10 protein-coding genes are annotated in these 16,392 nt (G+C 70.1%); 3 read left to right on the plus strand and 7 right to left on the minus strand.

Features of this window, described 5'->3' with window-relative positions; translation table 11 throughout:
• Positions 1-65: 65 nt before the first annotated feature.
• Both murJ and Q3Y56_RS17760 read right to left on the minus strand, forming a co-directional pair.
• Positions 66-2,537, minus strand: coding sequence for a murein biosynthesis integral membrane protein MurJ (gene murJ / locus Q3Y56_RS17755; RefSeq protein WP_304462889.1), 2,472 nt, complete (start codon positions 2,535-2,537; stop codon positions 66-68).
• Between the two features lie 46 nt (positions 2,538-2,583).
• On the minus strand, positions 2,584-4,965 hold the full coding sequence (locus tag Q3Y56_RS17760) for a DUF6049 family protein (protein WP_304462890.1): 2,382 nt from the start codon (positions 4,963-4,965) through the stop codon (positions 2,584-2,586).
• Between the two features lie 193 nt (positions 4,966-5,158).
• Here Q3Y56_RS17760 and Q3Y56_RS17765 point away from each other — a divergent pair, with 193 nt between their 5' ends.
• Positions 5,159-6,646, plus strand: a complete 1,488-nt coding sequence (locus Q3Y56_RS17765; protein WP_304462891.1) for a CCA tRNA nucleotidyltransferase — start codon at positions 5,159-5,161, stop codon at positions 6,644-6,646.
• Between the two features lie 123 nt (positions 6,647-6,769).
• Here Q3Y56_RS17765 and Q3Y56_RS17770 read toward each other — a convergent pair whose 3' ends face one another.
• From Q3Y56_RS17770 to Q3Y56_RS17785, 4 genes are all read right to left on the minus strand, one after another.
• Complete coding sequence (locus tag Q3Y56_RS17770; RefSeq protein WP_304462892.1) at positions 6,770-7,201, minus strand: hypothetical protein; 432 nt, start codon at positions 7,199-7,201, stop codon at positions 6,770-6,772.
• 107 nt (positions 7,202-7,308) lie between these two features.
• Positions 7,309-8,577, minus strand: coding sequence for an MFS transporter (locus tag Q3Y56_RS17775; RefSeq protein ID WP_304462893.1), 1,269 nt, complete (start codon positions 8,575-8,577; stop codon positions 7,309-7,311).
• Positions 8,578-8,656: 79 nt separating this feature from the next.
• Positions 8,657-9,739: an inositol-3-phosphate synthase gene (locus tag Q3Y56_RS17780; RefSeq protein ID WP_304462894.1), complete on the minus strand. Its 1,083-nt coding sequence runs from the start codon at positions 9,737-9,739 to the stop codon at positions 8,657-8,659.
• A 65-nt stretch (positions 9,740-9,804) separates the two neighbouring features.
• The gene (locus Q3Y56_RS17785; protein ID WP_304462895.1) at positions 9,805-10,524 is read right to left on the minus strand and encodes a PadR family transcriptional regulator; all 720 of its coding nucleotides are present in this window, start codon (positions 10,522-10,524) and stop codon (positions 9,805-9,807) included.
• A 378-nt stretch (positions 10,525-10,902) separates the two neighbouring features.
• Here Q3Y56_RS17785 and Q3Y56_RS17790 point away from each other — a divergent pair, with 378 nt between their 5' ends.
• The gene (locus Q3Y56_RS17790) at positions 10,903-13,608 is read left to right on the plus strand and encodes a transglycosylase domain-containing protein (protein ID WP_304462896.1); all 2,706 of its coding nucleotides are present in this window, start codon (positions 10,903-10,905) and stop codon (positions 13,606-13,608) included.
• A 171-nt stretch (positions 13,609-13,779) separates the two neighbouring features.
• Positions 13,780-15,294, plus strand: coding sequence for a glycosyltransferase family 87 protein (locus Q3Y56_RS17795; protein ID WP_304462897.1), 1,515 nt, complete (start codon positions 13,780-13,782; stop codon positions 15,292-15,294).
• Positions 15,295-15,326: 32 nt separating this feature from the next.
• Here the strand turns inward: Q3Y56_RS17795 and Q3Y56_RS17800 are convergent, their stop codons facing one another.
• The gene (locus tag Q3Y56_RS17800; protein ID WP_304462898.1) at positions 15,327-16,358 is read right to left on the minus strand and encodes an alanine racemase; all 1,032 of its coding nucleotides are present in this window, start codon (positions 16,356-16,358) and stop codon (positions 15,327-15,329) included.
• Positions 16,359-16,392 lie beyond the last annotated feature (34 nt).

Below are 16,392 nucleotides of genomic sequence, written 5' to 3' on the forward strand. Positions count from 1 at the left end.
AGACAATTGTGCCCACAGTCCGCCGCTATGCACGACACACAGTGGCGGACGAAGGTTGTGCTCAATCACCGGCCGAGACGTCCGCGGACCATACCAACCATGGCGGTCAGCTCTTCGACGCGCATCCGGCTCGCGGCGACGTAGAACACGATCAGGAGTACGGCCCCGCCGCCGGCCAGGGCGGCCATCGAGCCGAGGATGCCGCTGCCCAGGGCACCGGTGATGGCATAGGCGGCGCCACCGGCGAGGAGAGCGGCGGGCAGGCTGGCGCCCACCAGTCGAATGTAGGTGCGCACCACGCGCCGTCCGTCGAGATCGCCGCCGAGCCGCACGCGCAGCCGCTTCCAGGCGACCCCCACGCCCATGGCGTAGGCGAGGCCATAGGAGGCAGCCATACCGGCCACGGCCCAGTGGGAGGGAAGGACGAGGTAGCAGGCCACGGAGGCGCCGGCATTGACGGCGGCCACGATCACCGTGTTGTAGAAGGGGGTGCGGGTGTCCTCGTAGGCGTAGAAGCCACGGAGCACCACGTACTGCACGGAGAAGGGGATCAGGCCGAGGCCGAAGGCCATCAGCATGAAGCCGATGGACTGGGCCGCCCCCGTGCCCGAGGTGCCGAACAGCAGGGTGCACATGGGAATGCCGAGGGCGACGAAGCCGAAGGCCAGGGGGACGATGGCGACCGCCGAGGTCCGAAGCCCCTGGGAGATGTCGTCGCGGACCGCCCCCGCGTCCCCGTCGTGGGCCGCGCGGGAGATCCGGGGCAGCAGGGCGGCCATCACGGAGACGGTGATGATCGCCTGCGGCATGCCCCAGATGAGCTGGGCGCTGGAGTAGGCGAGGAACCCGGTGCCGGGGTGGCCCTCGTTGACGGCATCGGCCCCGGCCGAGGTGGCGAGCCGGGTGACCACGACATTGCCCGCCTGGTTGGCCAGGACGAACAGGACGGTCCACTTGGCGAGCTTGGCGGACTTGCCGAGCCCCTTGCCGCGCCAGTCGAACCGCGGCCGGAACCGGAAGCCCGTCGCCCGCAGGTAGGGGAACATCGCCAGCGCCTGGACGGTGACGCCGAGCAGGGTGCCGATCCCCAGCAGCCGGAGGCCCTCCGCGGTGATCGTCGATTCGTTCATCATGGAGTTGTTGGAGGTGCCGAAGACCCAGATGAACAGGCCGAAGGTGGTGATCACGACGATGTTGTTGAGGACCGGGGTCCACATCATCGCGCCGAAGCGCCCGCGCGCGTTGAGGATCTGCCCCACCACCACGTGCACACCCATGAAGAAGATGGAGGGCAGGCAGTAGCGGGCGAAGGCGACGGCGACCTCCTTGGCGGCCGGGTTGCGTGAGGCCTCGGGGAACAGGCCGCTGACCAGCCAGGGGGCGGCGAAGACCGACAGGACCACGAGCCCGCCGAGGATCACCATGGTGAGGGTGAGCAGCCGGTTGGCGAAAGCCTCGCCGCCGTCATCGTCGTCCTTCATCGCGCGGACGAGCTGGGGGACGAAGACCGAGTTCAGGCCGCCGCCGACGGTGAGGAAATAGACCATCGCCGGCAGCATGTAGGCGACGGAGTAGGCGTCGCCGAGCACGCCCGCGCTGAGCGCCGCGACGAGCATCATCTGGCGGACGAAACCGGTGAGGCGGGAGACCAGGGTGCCCGCGGCCATGAGAGCGCTGGACTGCAGCAGGTTCGCGGCGCGGCCGCCGGAGCGCTTGGGCGCCGGTTCGGACGCGGCCGCTGCCGTTCCCGGGGCCCCGGCCGGTGGGCCGGAGGGCTGGGCCGGCACGTGCTCCGGTCCAGGTGCGGACACGGGTGCCGGGCCCTGCGCCGGCGCGGGCGGGTAGCCCTGTCCCTGCTGGTACTGCCCCGGCTGGTACGGCTGCTGTGCGTACGGCCCCTGGGTCTGCTGCGGCGCGTACGGGTGCCCGCCGTCGCCATAGTGGCCCTGCTCGGGGCGGCGCGGCTCGTACGGCTGCTGGTCGCGGAAGAGGTGCGCGAAGGCGTCCTGCTGTGGTGGGGCGTGGGTGGCCTGGGCGTCCGCCGCATGCCCGACGAGGCCGTCGACGCCTGTGAACCGGGTCCCCGCGTCGTCCCCGTACGGCAGGTTCCGCGAGGGCCCCTCCGGCTCGGGCGCGGGCGTCGGGGCCCACACGCGCGGGTCGGGGTCGTGCGGTGCCGCGGGGGGCTGCTGGTAGGTGGGGCCCTGGTAGGCGTCGGGCGCGGGCGGCGGGTGGGCGGCCCTGTCGTACCGGGCGTCCGTCAGCGGGTCCGCGGCGTACGGATCGTGCTCCTGGTACGGGTACGCGGCGAAGGTGCCCGTACCGTACGGGTCCTGCACGTACGGGTCCTGGATGTACGGGTCGTGCGCGGCGGGGAGCCGGCTGTAGGAGACCTGCCGAGGATCACCCAGATAGGGGTCCTGCTGGTGCGGCTCCGGTGCGTACGGATGCGGCGGCGCGGGGTGCGGTGGCGGGACCGCGCCCGCCGGGTCCTCACCCGGGCCATGGACGCGATCACCGTCATACGGCGAGTTCATCGCTACCCCACCTCATCGTCTGCGGCCGGACCGGCCCCACCAGTGCTCAATGCTCCACTTTCTCACCTGAGCCGGATGGCTCAGCGCTTTGCGAACCGGTGTCCGGGGTCAGGTCACTCGCCTGCCCGGGTACGACGGGGGCCGAGGAAGTCAGCCCGCTCGTCTGTTCGCCCTCGTCCGGGCCGCTTTCCTCACCTTCTGTGACTGTTTCATCCGCTTCGGCGGCTGCGCTGTCGGAGTCGTTGTTGTTCTCGTCACTGTTCGCCGCGCGCTTGCGCTGGATGTAGATCCGTACGCCGGCGAGCACCAGCAGCAGGACGCCGCCCGCGATGACGAGGATGACGGTCGAGGTGGCCTCGGTGACGTTCACCTCGAAGTACGTGGGTTCGCCGTAGGTCTGCCCGTCGGCGGTGACGAGCTGGGCCTTCACCCGGACCCGGCCGTTGGCGTAGGCAGTGGTGCCGAACTTCACGGACTGGCTGTGTCCGCCTTCGACGCTGATCGGCTGCGGGTCGCCGACGGACAGTCGGTTGCCCTGGCTGGACTCCAGCACGAGCCGCAGACCCTTCACGTTCTGCAGGAGGTTGTTCTGCACGGTGACGGGGATCGTGGCGCTGCGCCCGGAGAGCGTGATCTTGGACTTCGGGATGAGCCGGACCTTCTTGGTCAGGTCCGACAGGTAGGTCTCCACAGAGGTGCGGAAGTCACTTGCGCCTCGGTGGTCGCGCCGCCACGACGTGGACAGCTCGCGCGTGATCGCGTTGCTGAACGGGGGCGCCACCCGCTCCTTCACGGTGAGGATCCCGGTGAAGCGGTCGAGGGTGAGCTTGGTCTCCTGCATGTCCTTGAAGGCTTCGGTCGGCAGCTCCTGGTGGCGCAGCGCGCGCGGGTAGGAGCGGCCGGCCGGTACCTGCCGGGTGGCCCCGGGGTCCGGCTTGGCCTTGGCGGCGTCCCCCAGGTTCAGCGGCTGGGACCAGCGTCCGCCCGACAGGCCGCCGAGCGCGTCAGCCATGGCCTGGGCCTGGCTGGCGCTGGGCATGCGCTGCGGGGCGACCACGATGCTCCGCTGCTTGTCCGGCGCTTGCAGGGTCAGCATCTGGGTCTGGGCGAGGAACCGCTGGACCGCCAGGGCATGGCTCTCTGCCCCGGTCAGGTCCCCGGCGAAGGCGGTGGACAGCCGGGCGTCGGAGACGATCGCGGTGTTGCCGCCGCCGATCTGGCGGGCGGCGGTGGGGGTGTACAGGAGGTTGCCGGTCTCCCGGAGGCTGTCGCTGCGGGCGATGACGTTGTGGGCGCCGGCGGAGGTGGCGACATCGACGATGGAGGAGTCGACGGCGCCGTCGGCGGGCCAGGCGAAGTCCGTGCGCGGTTGGACACCGAGGATGGTCTTGACGGTCTTGGCGGACAGCTCCGTGGCCGTTTGGAGGTGGCTCAGGCTGCCGGTGACGTACTTGCCGCGGTGGGCCAGGGAGGCCAGGTCGGGGTCGGCGAACGGCAGGGCCACCACCTGGCGGCCCGCCACCGCGTGTGTGAGGTCGTTCAGCCACTGCTTGGCGGCGGCCTGGCCGTCGCCGGCCGCGGTGTCGCCGTCCTTCGTCTCGACCTGGTAGCCGCTCGCCATGGTGGAGGCTGAGGCCAGCAGGTCAGGGTCGATCACCCAGGTGACGGGGAGATCCTTGCCCAGGGCGACGAGCTGCTGGAGCCGGCCGCCGGGGGCGAGCTCCGCCTTGAGCGAGTCGTCCCGGAAGATCGGCGTCTGCTGCTCGTCGGATTCGGTGCGCGCGGTGAGGTGAGTGGTGGAGACCAGCGGCCACAGGTACGTCAGCTGGGTCTTCTTGGCGGCCGCGGACGGCTGCCAGGGGAGGAAGGTCCGCTCGATGCCCAGCACCTGCTGCCAGGGCCGGGCGGCGGTCTGGCCGGTGAAGGCGACGCCGATCTGATAGGCGCCGGCACCGCCGAGGTGCAGCTGCTTCACCGGGACGGTGAGGGTGAAGTCACGCCGCGAGCCGGGCGCCAGGCGGCTGATCTTCTTCGTGTACTTGGCGTCGATCTCGCGGCCGTCGAGGCCGGGGGTGTAGCCCTTGCGCTTGGCCGCCTCGTCGATCGCCGTACGGCTCGCCATCGGGGGACCGATCCGCAAGGCCACCTGAGCGTCGGTGATCGGGGAGCGGCCGTCGTTGGTGACGCTGCCGGTGATCGTGAGGGTGGCGCTGTCGGTCGGTGCGGTGGGGGTCAGGCGCTTGATGGCGACGTCGACCGTGCGGGAGCCGGTGGCCCGGCTGCCGGCGGGGGCGGCCTGGGCTTCGGAGGCGGCGGGGAGCTGTGCGAGGCCCGCCAGCAGCGGCACGGCGGCGAGCAGCGCCCCTGTGCGCCTCAGCCACCGGCGGGCAGCAGAAGGGGTCCCATGGAACTCTGCCGCCTCGGCCACGCGCTCGCCCGTCCCTTGTCGTCTCGTCGTCAGTGGTCGTCGGAATGTGCGTCCACGCATGGTAACGATGCCCGGCGGAGGGAAGTGCTGCGGAGTGCCTTACAAGATCGCCACGGTGGGTGTGCGGCGGCGGCCGAGCGCCGGACAGGAACCGGGAGGCTTCGGGCCTTGAGGCCACGTACCCTGTTCTGTTGTGCCGAACGCCAACAATGACAGCCCCAACCCGCAGCCGTCCGAACTGAGCCAGGCGCAGCGCCGTGCCGTCAGCGAGCTCCTGCGGGTGTCCCCCGTCGCAGACGATCTTGCCCGCCGATTCCAGGAGGCCGGGTTCCGTCTTGCCCTGGTCGGTGGCTCGGTGCGCGATGCGCTGCTCGGCCGGCTCGGCAACGACCTGGACTTCACCACCGACGCCCGCCCGGAGGACGTGCTCAAGATCGTGCGGCCGTGGGCCGACGCGGTGTGGGAGGTCGGGATCGCCTTCGGCACGGTCGGCTGCCGCAAGAAGGCACCCGGCGACAATACGGTCGTCCAGGACTATCAGATCGAGGTCACGACTTATCGGTCGGAGGCCTACGACCGCACCTCCCGCAAGCCCGAGGTTTCGTACGGCGACTCCATCGAGGACGACCTGGTCCGCCGCGACTTCACCGTCAACGCCATGGCGGTGGCGCTCCCGGAGAAGGAGTTCATCGACCCCCACAACGGGCTGGAGGACCTGGCCGCGCGGGTGCTGCGGACCCCCGGCACGCCGGAGGAGTCGTTCTCCGACGACCCGCTGCGCATGATGCGGGCCGCGCGCTTCGCCGCCCAGCTCGACTTCGAGGTGGCGCCCGAGGTCGTCGCGGCGATGACGTCGATGGCGGACCGGATCGGGATCGTCTCTGCGGAGCGGGTGCGCGACGAGTTCAACAAGCTGCTTCTGGGCGCCCACCCCCGGAAGGGCCTGAAACTGCTGGTGGACACCGGGCTCGCCGCTCATGTGCTGCCGGAGCTGCCCGCGCTGCGGCTGGAGCGCGACGAGCACCACCGGCACAAGGATGTGTACGAGCACTCGCTGACCGTGCTGGAACAGGCCATCGACCTGGAGGACGACGGTCCGGACCTGGTGCTGCGGCTGGCGGCGCTGCTCCACGACATCGGGAAGCCGAAGACGCGTCGCTTCGAGAAGGACGGCCGGGTCTCCTTCCACCACCACGAGGTGGTGGGCGCGAAGCTGACCAAGTTCCGGATGATGAAGCTCAAGTATCCGAACGACTTGGTCAAGGACGTCGCGCAGCTGGTCGAGCTGCATCTGCGCTTCCACGGCTACGGCACGGGTGAGTGGACCGACTCGGCTGTGCGCCGGTACGTACGGGACGCCGGCCCGCTGCTGGACCGGCTGCACAAGCTGACCCGCTCGGACTGCACCACCCGGAACAAGCGCAAGGCGATGGCGCTGTCCCGGGCGTACGACGGGCTCGAGGAGCGCATCGCGCGACTCAAGGAGAAGGAGCAGCTGGACGCGATCCGGCCTGATCTCGACGGCAACGAGATCATGGAGATCCTGGGCGTGGGGCCGGGGCCGCAGGTCGGCAAGGCGTACAAGCACCTGCTGGAGCTGCGGCTGGAGCACGGTCCGATGGAGCGGGATGCGGCGGTCGCCGCGCTCAAGGAGTGGTGGGCGGCGCAGCCGCGGGACTGACGGCTGTCGTGCTGTCCGGGGCGTGTTTCACGTGAAACATCGTGCGGACGGGCGCGGGGCTGCATGCAGGGAGGGCGGTGTTTCACGTGAAACACCGCCCCCATGGCTGTTCGGGTCGGGCTGCTACTTCTTGTTGTTGCCCAGGCAGAGCGTGAACCCGTCGCTGCCTTCCTGCCAGGTGAAGTAGACGACGCTGCCCTGGACGCCCTGGCAGGCAAGCTGGCCGATGCTCGTGCCGTCGACCTTCTTGAGCACCTTGTACTTGGCCTTGGCGTCGGTACAGTCCAGCTTCTCGATCTCGGCCGACTTGCCCATCCCGCCCTTGTTCTGCAGGCAGTCGCCGACGGCCAGCTTCTTGGCTTCTTCTTCGTCGCCCGCGAAGTACGCGCCGATGGCGATGCTGACGCCGGCTATCGGGAGCACGACGTTCCTGAGGATCTTCTTCACGTTGCGGCGGGGCGCCGGCGCGGGTGCCGGCGGGAAGGCCGCGGGCCCGGTCGGGGCGGGGTGCTGCTGCGCGAACGGGTTCTGCCCCTGGGGCGGCGGAGTGGTCACTGACGTCCTTCGAACTGAATCATGAGTGGCTGATTGCCGCCCGTAAGGTATCCGGGCCCAGGAGCGCTGCGGCAGCCAGCCCGCGTGCTGTGGCCTGGATGTGACCATCAGCGGCGGCGGAAACCGGGGGCAACCACAGCAACTGCCGCATAGATGACGGCCACCGTCACCACGAGCACGGCCGACCGGCCGTCAGAAGGCAGCATCAGGGCGGCCACTGCCGCGGCACCGACGAAGGCGCCGTTGAACAGGACGTCGTAGAGGGAGAAGATCCGGCCGCGGAACGCGTCGTCGACGGCGGCCTGGACGGCCGTGTCCGTGGCGATCTTCGCGCCCTGGGTGGCGAGGCCGAGGACGAACGCGGCGACCAGCATCGGTCCGGGCTCGAAGGGCAGTCCGAGGCCGGGTGTGAGGACGGCCGCGGAGGCGCCGCAGGCCACGATCCAGCCGGAGGTGCCGAGCCGGGACACGGCCCACGGGGTGACGACCGCCGCGGCGAAGAAGCCCGCGCTCGAGAAGGCGACCGCGACCCCGAGCAGGGCGAGTCCCTCGGACTCGGTGTCGCTCCACGCGTACCGGCAGAGCATGAGCAGCGTCACCGTCAGGGCACCGTAGTTGAAGCGCATCAGGGTCATCGCTGCCAGGGCGCGGGCGGCGGACGGGCGGTTCCTGAGGTGGCGCAGACCGGCCTGGAGCCCGTGGACGGTGCTGAGCAGGACCGACCGCATCGGCTGGAGTTCGGCGGGCTCCGGGCCCAGCAGGTCGGGCGGCATCCGCAGGGCGGCCAGCCCGGCGCCCAGGTAGACCCCGGCGCTGAGGAGGACGACCAGGGCGTCCGCGGTCATGTCCTGGCCCGGGGTGGCGAAGCGCACGAGGAAGGCGAGACCGCCGCCCGCGGTGGCCGCGAGCGTACCCGCGGTCGGCGACAGAGAGTTGGCCATGACGAGCCGCTCCCGGGTGTCCACCACGCGGGGCAGGGCGGCCGAGAGCCCGGCCAGGATGAACCGGTTGACCGACGTGACGGACAGGGCGGAGGCGTAGAAGAGCCAGTCGGGGACCTGAACGAGGATCAGCACCGCGGTGCCCGCGGCGAGGCCGCCGCGCAGCAGGTTGCCGAAGAGCAGCACCTGACGGCGGCGCCAGCGGTCCAGCAGGACCCCGGTGAAGGGGCCGAGAAGCGAGTACGGGAGCAGCAGTACGGCCATGGCGGAGGCGATGGCCGCGGCGGAGGTCTCCTTCTCCGGCGAGAAGACGACGTAGGTGGCGAGCGCGATCTGGTAGACGCCGTCGGCCAGCTGGGACAGCAGACGGACGGCCAGCAGCCGCCGGAAGTCGCGGAGCCGGAGCAGCACGCGCAGATCACGTACGACGGGCATGGCGCTCAGCCTCACACAAACGGGCAGGTCCCCGGGCGCACGACCCGGGGACCTGTGATCAGCAAGTGCGGAGCGGGCCTTAGCGCTCGACCTCGCCCTTGATGAACTTCTCGACGCTCTCGCGGGCCTCGTCGTCGAAGTACTGCACCGGCGGCGACTTCATGAAGTACGAGGACGCGGAGAGGATCGGGCCACCGATGCCGCGGTCCTTGGCGATCTTCGCGGCGCGCAGGGCGTCGATGATGACACCGGCGGAGTTCGGGGAGTCCCAGACCTCCAGCTTGTACTCCAGGTTCAGCGGAACGTCGCCGAACGCACGGCCCTCCAGGCGGACGTACGCCCACTTGCGGTCGTCCAGCCAGGCCACGTAGTCGGACGGGCCGATGTGGACGTTCTTCTCGCCCAGGTCGCGGTCCGGGATCTGGGAGGTGACGGCCTGCGTCTTGGAGATCTTCTTGGACTCCAGGCGCTCGCGCTCGAGCATGTTCTTGAAGTCCATGTTGCCGCCGACGTTCAGCTGCATGGTGCGGTCCAGGATGACGCCCCGGTCCTCGAACAGCTTGGCCATCACGCGGTGCGTGATGGTGGCGCCGACCTGCGACTTGATGTCGTCACCGACGATCGGCACACCGGCCTCGGTGAACTTGTCCGCCCACTCCTTCGTTCCGGCGATGAAGACCGGCAGCGCGTTGACGAAGGCGACCTTGGCGTCGATGGCGCACTGGGCGTAGAACTTCGCGGCGTCCTCGGACCCCACCGGCAGGTAGCAGACCAGAACGTCGACCTGCTTGTCCTTGAGGACCTGGACGACGTCGACGGGAGCCTCGGCCGACTCCTCGATGGTCTCGCGGTAGTACTTGCCCAGACCGTCGAGGGTGTGGCCGCGCTGCACGGACACACCGGTCGCGGGCACGTCGCAGATCTTGATGGTGTTGTTCTCGCTGGCACCGATGGCGTCCGCGAGGTCGAGGCCGACCTTCTTCGCGTCGACATCGAAAGCGGCCACGAACTCCACGTCACGGACGTGGTAGTCGCCGAACTGCACGTGCATCAGACCCGGCACGCGGCTGTTCGGGTCGGCGTCCTTGTAGTACTCGACGCCCTGCACCAGCGACGCGGCGCAGTTGCCCACGCCGACGACGGCTACGCGAACCGAACCCATTCCGGTTGCTCCCTGTGTGTACTCGATGAAGCTCTGCGGGAATGCAGAGGCTTGCTTGGCGACTCTTACTCGGCGGTGTCATCGGACGGATCCGGCCGGGATCCACCCCGGTGCCGGGGCAGACCGCCCGTCTCTCCTGACCGGTCCTGATCTCCCGGCCAGTGCTCTCTCCCGGCCCTGGGCCCGGGAGACTCCGGCTGTTCGGCGGTGCCACGACGCTGGTCCCGCCCGGCCCGCTCGCTCTCGATCAGCTCGTTGAGCCAGCGGACCTCGCGCTCTACCGACTCCATGCCGTGCCGCTGCAGCTCAAGCGTGTAGTCGTCGAGCCGCTCGCGGGTACGGGCCAGCGAGGCGCGCATCTTCTCCAGGCGCTCCTCCAGACGGCTGCGCCGCCCTTCCAGCACCCGCATCCGGACATCACGCGAGGTCTGCCCGAAGAAGGCGAAGCGGACGCCGAAGAGCTCGTCGTCCCATGCGTCCGGACCGGTGTGGGAGAGCAACTCCTCGAACCGCTCCTTGCCCTCGGCCGTCAGCCGGTAGACGATCTTCGCCCGTCGGCCGGCGAGCGTCGCGGCGAGCGCCTCTTCCGGGGCGCTGCCCGGCTCCTCGATCAACCAGCCGTTGGCGACCAGTGTCTTAAGGCACGGATAGAGGCTCCCGTAGCTGAACGCGCGGAACACCCCCAGCGAGGTGTTCAGCCGTTTGCGCAGCTCATAGCCATGCATAGGGGACTCGCGCAGCAGACCGAGGACGGCGAACTCAAGGATGCCGGAGCGCCTGCTCATTCCCCGCCTCCTCGCCGTTTACGTCCCTTATGCACAACCGATGTATCGACTCGATACATCCAGACGATAGAGCGAGCACTCCTCTGGGACAAGAGGGGCCATGGTGAACGGCGTCACATCGGTGAACCTGGGTGAATCGTTGAAGGATTCGTTGTAGTCAACGTGCCTGATTTGGAGTGAAGACGACGGGTCGGCGAGTTTTGACCGTGCGTAGTCTGTTCGCCATGCAGACCACCGGGAACCGCGCAACACCACCAGAGGTCTGTGTTCTGGATGCCGTGCGTCCGGACGCGGCTCGCGTCCTGGACGCATGCCGGGGGGACCGGAAGCCACCTGCCGCCGTCAGGCGCGAGCGCCTGCCCGAGGAGTAGTCGTTCCATGAGCGAGCACCGTCGCAAGCCGCCGCAGCCGCAGGGCGGCGGACGCGCAGCGGCACGACGCGCCGCGCAGCAGCCGTCCGGCCGCCGTGCAGCGCCACCGAGCAACGCCACCGGTACGGGCGCGGGCCCGCAGGGCGAAGATCGCCCGTACGGTGGCCGGGCCGAGGCCCGCCGCGCCGCCCAGCGCGGCGGCCGCCGCCGGGCGCCTGTGCCCGATGGCTCCGGCTCCCAGGACGCCGGGCACGGCTCCGGCGGCCACGGCGGCGGCGGACGGCGCGGCGGAGGAGCCGGCCGTGGCCGCGGCGCCGGGGGCGGCCGCCCCGGCAAGAAGCGCTTCATCGACTACCCGCGCGCGGGCAAGACCGGGTTCCGGCGCTGGGTGCCGTCGTGGAAGCTCGTCACCGGCACCTTCCTGTTCTTCGTCATGCTGCTGATGGGCGCGCTGGGCATCGGGCTGATGCTGGTGGAGGTGCCCACCGCCCAGGCCGCCTCCAGGGTCCAGAAGAACGTCTACTACTGGGCGGACGGCAAGCAGATGGTCGTCTCCGGCCGCGGTGAGTACAACCGACAGATCGTCCCGCTCACCAAGATCGCCAAATCGATGCAGAACGCGGTGATCGCCGCCGAGAACGAGACCTTCTACGAGGACTCCGGCGTCGACCCGATGGGTATCGCCCGCGCCGTCGTGAACATGGCCAAGGGCGGCCAGACGCAGAGTGGCTCGACCATCACCCAGCAGTTCGTGAAGAACACCTACCTGGGCCAGGAGCAGACGATCTCGCGCAAGGCCAGGGAGCTGCTGATCTCCATCAAGGTCGGCGCCACCAAGGACAAGGACTACATCCTCGCGGGCTACCTCAACACCGCGTACTACGGGCGGGGCGCGTACGGCATCCAGGCCGCGGCCCGCGCGTACTACGACGTCGACGCCGAGAAGCTGAACCCGAGCCAGAGCGCCTTCCTCGCCGCGACCCTGAACGGCCCGAACCTCTACGACCCGGCCGGCGGCTACGGCGCGGCCGCCAGCAAGGACAAGAACAAGGCACGGGCCATGGCGCGCTGGGAGTGGATCCTCAACCGCGAGGTCGAGACCGACCGGCTGGACAGGGCCGACGCCGACATGTGGATCAAGAAGGGCTTCCCGAAGCCCCGGGCGCCCAAGCCCGCCACCAACAAGGCCGGTCAGATCGGCTACCTCACCGACCTCGCCGACAACTACATCATCGCCAACACCAACATCAGCAAGGCGGAGCTCGACAAGGGCGGCTACCAGATCCACACCACCTTCGACCGCAAGAAGGTCGCGAGCCTCCAGCGCGCGGTCGAGAAGGTGACCAAGGAGAACATCAAGCCGAAGCTGCGCCCTGACAAGGACAAGTACGTCCAGTTCGGCGGCGCCTCGGTGGAGCCCAAGACCGGCAAGATCGTCGCCATCTACGGCGGCAAGGACGCGCTGGAGCACTACACCAACAACGCCGACTACACCGGTGTCCAGGTGGGCTCCACCTTCAAGCCGTTCGTCCTGGCCGCGGCGATGACCGACGGCATCCGCAGCAAGAGCGGCCCGGAGGAGCAGCCGCCCTCGATGCGCACCAGGGTCTCGCCCAAGAGCGTCTACGACGGCGACAACAAACTCACGCTGCGCACGTACAAGGGCGACGTCTGGACCGACAAGGACGGCCAGGAGTGGCACCAGCGCAACGACGGTGACGAGAACAGGGGCCCCATCAGCCTGCGCACCGCCATGCAGTTCTCGGTGAACACCCCGTACATCCAGCTGGGCATGGACGTCGGTCTGGACAAGGTGCGGACCGCCGCCCTCCGCGCCGGGCTCAGCAAGGACCAGCTCACCTCGCTGACCCCGACCTTCTCGCTGGGCACCTCGGCGCCGAGCGCCATCCGGCTCGCGGGCGCCTACGCCACCTTCGCCGCCCGGGGCCAGCAGGCCGACCCGTACTCCGTCGAGTCGATCGAGAAGGACGGCGCGGAGGCCTGGAACCACAAGGACCACGCCAAGCTGGAGAACGCCTTCGACACCGACGTGGCGGACAACGTCACCGACGTGCTCAAGACGGTGGTGGAGAAGGGGACCGGTACCTCGGCGCAGATCGACCGCCCGGCGGCGGGCAAGACCGGCACCACCGATGACAACAGGTCGGCCTGGTTCTCCGGCTACACCCCGCAGCTGTCGACGGCGATCGGCATGTGGCGGGTCAACGACAAGGCCGAGAACCAGAAGTTCCTGTCCATGTACGGCGTGGGCGGCAAGCCCACGATCCACGGTGCCTCGTTCCCGGCGGAGATCTGGGCCGACTACATGCGCGAGGCGCTGAAGGGCGAGAAGGCGGAGCCGTTCCCGGTGCCCCAGCCGGTCGGCGACAAGGTCTACGGTGACGGCGCCAGCCCGCCGCCGACGACCACCGAGCCCAGCCGGACCCCGTCCAAGACGCCGTCGAAGACCCCGTCGCAGACGCCGTCCCAGACGCCCTCCACCACCCCGTCGACGGACGAGCCCTGCGACCCGTTCGACCCCTCGTGCGACGACAGCGGTGTGATCGGCGGCGGCAACGGCGGCGAGAACGGCGGCCAGAACGGTGGCCCCGGCGGCGGACCCGGTGGCGGCACCACCGACCCGACCACCGAGCCGCCGTCGGACGACAGCGGTGGGATCTTCGGCGGGCCCTCCGGCACCTGGAGAGAGTGACCGGCCCCGCCCGCACGACACCCGATCGGCCCGCGGCCGCGTGGAGCACCCGCTCCACGCGGCCGCGGCCGCTTTCGCCCTTGCGACGCCCGCGTCCTGCCCGCCACGGCACACGGGCTGCGGGGGTGACTCCCGCTGAGCCGGTGCGGGACGGTACGGCAGGATGGCCGCATGACGAGCGCGCGTGAGGACTCACAGCCGGTACGCCCGACCGCGGAGGACGAGGTCGCCGCGGCCGGCAGCGAGCTGTTCGGCGGGCCCGCGGGGCGCCGCGCACGGCTCGGCACCAGCTGGTGGACGCCGGTGCGGATCATCGCGCTGGTCATGATCGGCATGTTCGCGCTCGGGATGGCGCAGAAGGCGCCCTGCTACGACGGCGGCTGGTTCCAGGGCGCCACCAGCCAGTACACCCACGCCTGCTACTCCGACATCCCGCACCTGTACAACGGCCGTGGCTTCGCCCTCGACGTCGTCCCGTACTTCGAGCGCATCCCGGACAGTGTCTCGGGCGGCATGGAGTACCTGGAGTACCCGGTGCTCACCGGCCTCTTCATGGAGGTCGCCTCCTGGCTCACGCCGCGGCACGGCAGCATCCAGGACCGCGAGCAGGTCTTCTGGATGGTCAACGCGGGCATGCTGATGGCCTGCGCCGCCGTCATCGCCGTCTGCGTCGCGCGTACGCACCGCCGCCGCCCCTGGGACGGGCTGCTCGTCGCCCTCGCCCCGGCCTTCGCGCTCACCGCCACCATCAACTGGGACCTGTTCGCCGTCGCGCTGACGGCCGCCGCGATGCTCATGTGGTCGCGTGGCCGGGCGCTCGCCGCGGGCATCCTCATCGGGCTGGCCACCGCCGCCAAGCTCTACCCGGTGCTGCTGCTCGGCGTCCTGTTCCTGCTGTGCCTGCGGGCGGGGCGGCTGCGGGCCTTCGGCTCCGCCGCGGCCGGCGCGGCGGGTGCGTGGCTGGCGGTGAACCTGCCGGTGATGATCAGCACCAGCGGGGGGCTGCACATCCGCGAGGGATGGCAGAAGTTCTACTCCTTCAGCGAGGAGCGGCCGGTCGACTTCGGCTCGGTCTGGCTGATCATCTCCCAGCGCACCGGTGATCCGCTCACCGACGTCAACACGTACGCCACCGCCCTGATGGTCCTCTCCTGCGCCGGGATCGTGGCGCTCGCGCTGTGCGCGCCGCGCCGCCCGCGCTTCGCGCAACTGGCGTTCCTGGTGGTCGCGGCGTTCATCCTGACCAACAAGGTCTACTCGCCGCAGTACGTGCTGTGGCTGGTGCCGCTGGCGGCGCTGGCCAGGCCCAAGTGGCGTGACTTCCTGATCTGGCAGGCCTGCGAGGTCGTCTACTTCGTCGGGATCTGGATGTACCTGGCCTACACCTCGGGCGAGTCCGCCCACCGGGGGCTTCCGCCGGAGGGGTACCAGCTGGCGATCGCCGTCCACCTGCTGGGCACGCTGTACCTGTGCGCGGTGGTGGTGCGCGACGCGCTGATGCCGCAGCGGGACGTGGTCCGCCGGGACGGCTCGGACGACCCCTCGGGCGGGGTGCTCGATCAGGCGCCGGATGTGTTCGTCCTCGGCGCGGCACGCGACGGGCTGGACGAGCACCGGCAGGACGGTCTGTACGCGCGCCCGCAGGAGGGCCCGTACGCACAGCAGGGCCCGGAGCCGCTCGCCTAGCGTGCGGCTCCGGGCCCTGCCCGCTCAGCGCCTCAGTGGTCGACCAGGCGGTCGAACGTCGTGGTGGTGTGCCGCAGATAGGCGACCAGCTCGTCCCCGACCTGCGGCGCCGGGGCGTCGCTCGGCACGAAGAGCAGCGACACCTGCATGTGCGGGGGCTCGGCGAACCAGCGCTGCTTCCCGGCCCAGACGAACGGGGACAGGTTGCGGTTGAGCGTCGCCAGGCCCGCCCGCGCGACGCCCTTGGCGCGCGGCGTGACGCCGTGCATGGCCTTGGGAGCCTCCAGGCCGACGCCGTGCGACGTACCGCCGGCCACGACCACCAGATAGCCGTCCGAGGCGACCTTCTGCTGGCGGTAGCCGAAGCGGTCGCCCTTGGAGACGCGGGTGACGTCCAGGACGGAGCCCCGGTACTCGGTCGAGTCGTGGTCGCCCAGCCACAGCCGGGTGCCGATCCGCACCCGGAACCGGGTCTGCGGGAACTGCTGCCGCAGGCGCGCCAGTTCGTCCGCCTTCAGGTGGCTGACGTACATCGTGTGCAGCGGGAGCCCGGCCGCGCGCAGCCGGTCCATCCAGCCGATGACCTCCTCCACCGCGTCCAGCCCGTCGGTACGGTCCAGCGGAAGGTGGATGGCGAAGCCCTCGAGACGGACGTTCTCGACGGCCGCGTGCAGCTTGGGCAGTTCGTCCTCGGTGACGCCGTGGCGCTTCATGCTGCTCATGACCTCGACCACCACCCGGGCGCCGGCCAGGCCGTACGCGCCGTCGACCGAGGACACCGACCGGATGACGCGGTCGGGCAGCGGTACGGGCTCCTCGCCGCGCCGGAACGGGGTCAGCACCAGCAGGTCGCCGCTGAAGTAGTCCTTCATCCGGGCGGCCTCGTAGGTGGTGCCGACGGCGAGCATGTCGGTACCGATGCGGGCGGCTTCCTCGGCCAGCCGCTCGTGGCCGAAGCCGTATCCGTTGCCCTTGCAGACCGGGACGATGCCCGGGAACTGCTGGACCACGGACTGCTGATGCGCCCGCCAGCGTGCGGTGTCGACGTAAAGGGTGAGCGCCATGGACGGACCCGGGACCTTTCTCGTGGCTGCGGCG

The sequence above is a fragment of the Streptomyces sp. XD-27 genome (genome assembly GCF_030553055.1).
Taxonomy (GTDB): Bacteria; Actinomycetota; Actinomycetes; order Streptomycetales; family Streptomycetaceae; genus Streptomyces.

Excerpts from the sequence above, each read along its gene's own strand:
- murJ (WP_304462889.1), bottom strand. The coding sequence starts at position 2,537 with ATGAACTCGCCGTATGACGGTGATCGCGTCCATGGCCCGGGTGAGGAC.
- Q3Y56_RS17775 (WP_304462893.1), bottom strand. The coding sequence starts at position 8,577 with ATGCCCGTCGTACGTGATCTGCGCGTGCTGCTCCGGCTCCGCGACTTC.
- Q3Y56_RS17780 (WP_304462894.1), bottom strand. The coding sequence starts at position 9,739 with ATGGGTTCGGTTCGCGTAGCCGTCGTCGGCGTGGGCAACTGCGCCGCG.
- Q3Y56_RS17785 (WP_304462895.1), bottom strand. The coding sequence starts at position 10,524 with ATGAGCAGGCGCTCCGGCATCCTTGAGTTCGCCGTCCTCGGTCTGCTG.
- Q3Y56_RS17790 (WP_304462896.1), top strand. The coding sequence starts at position 10,903 with ATGAGCGAGCACCGTCGCAAGCCGCCGCAGCCGCAGGGCGGCGGACGC.
- Q3Y56_RS17795 (WP_304462897.1), top strand. The coding sequence starts at position 13,780 with ATGACGAGCGCGCGTGAGGACTCACAGCCGGTACGCCCGACCGCGGAG.
- Q3Y56_RS17800 (WP_304462898.1), bottom strand. The coding sequence starts at position 16,358 with ATGGCGCTCACCCTTTACGTCGACACCGCACGCTGGCGGGCGCATCAG.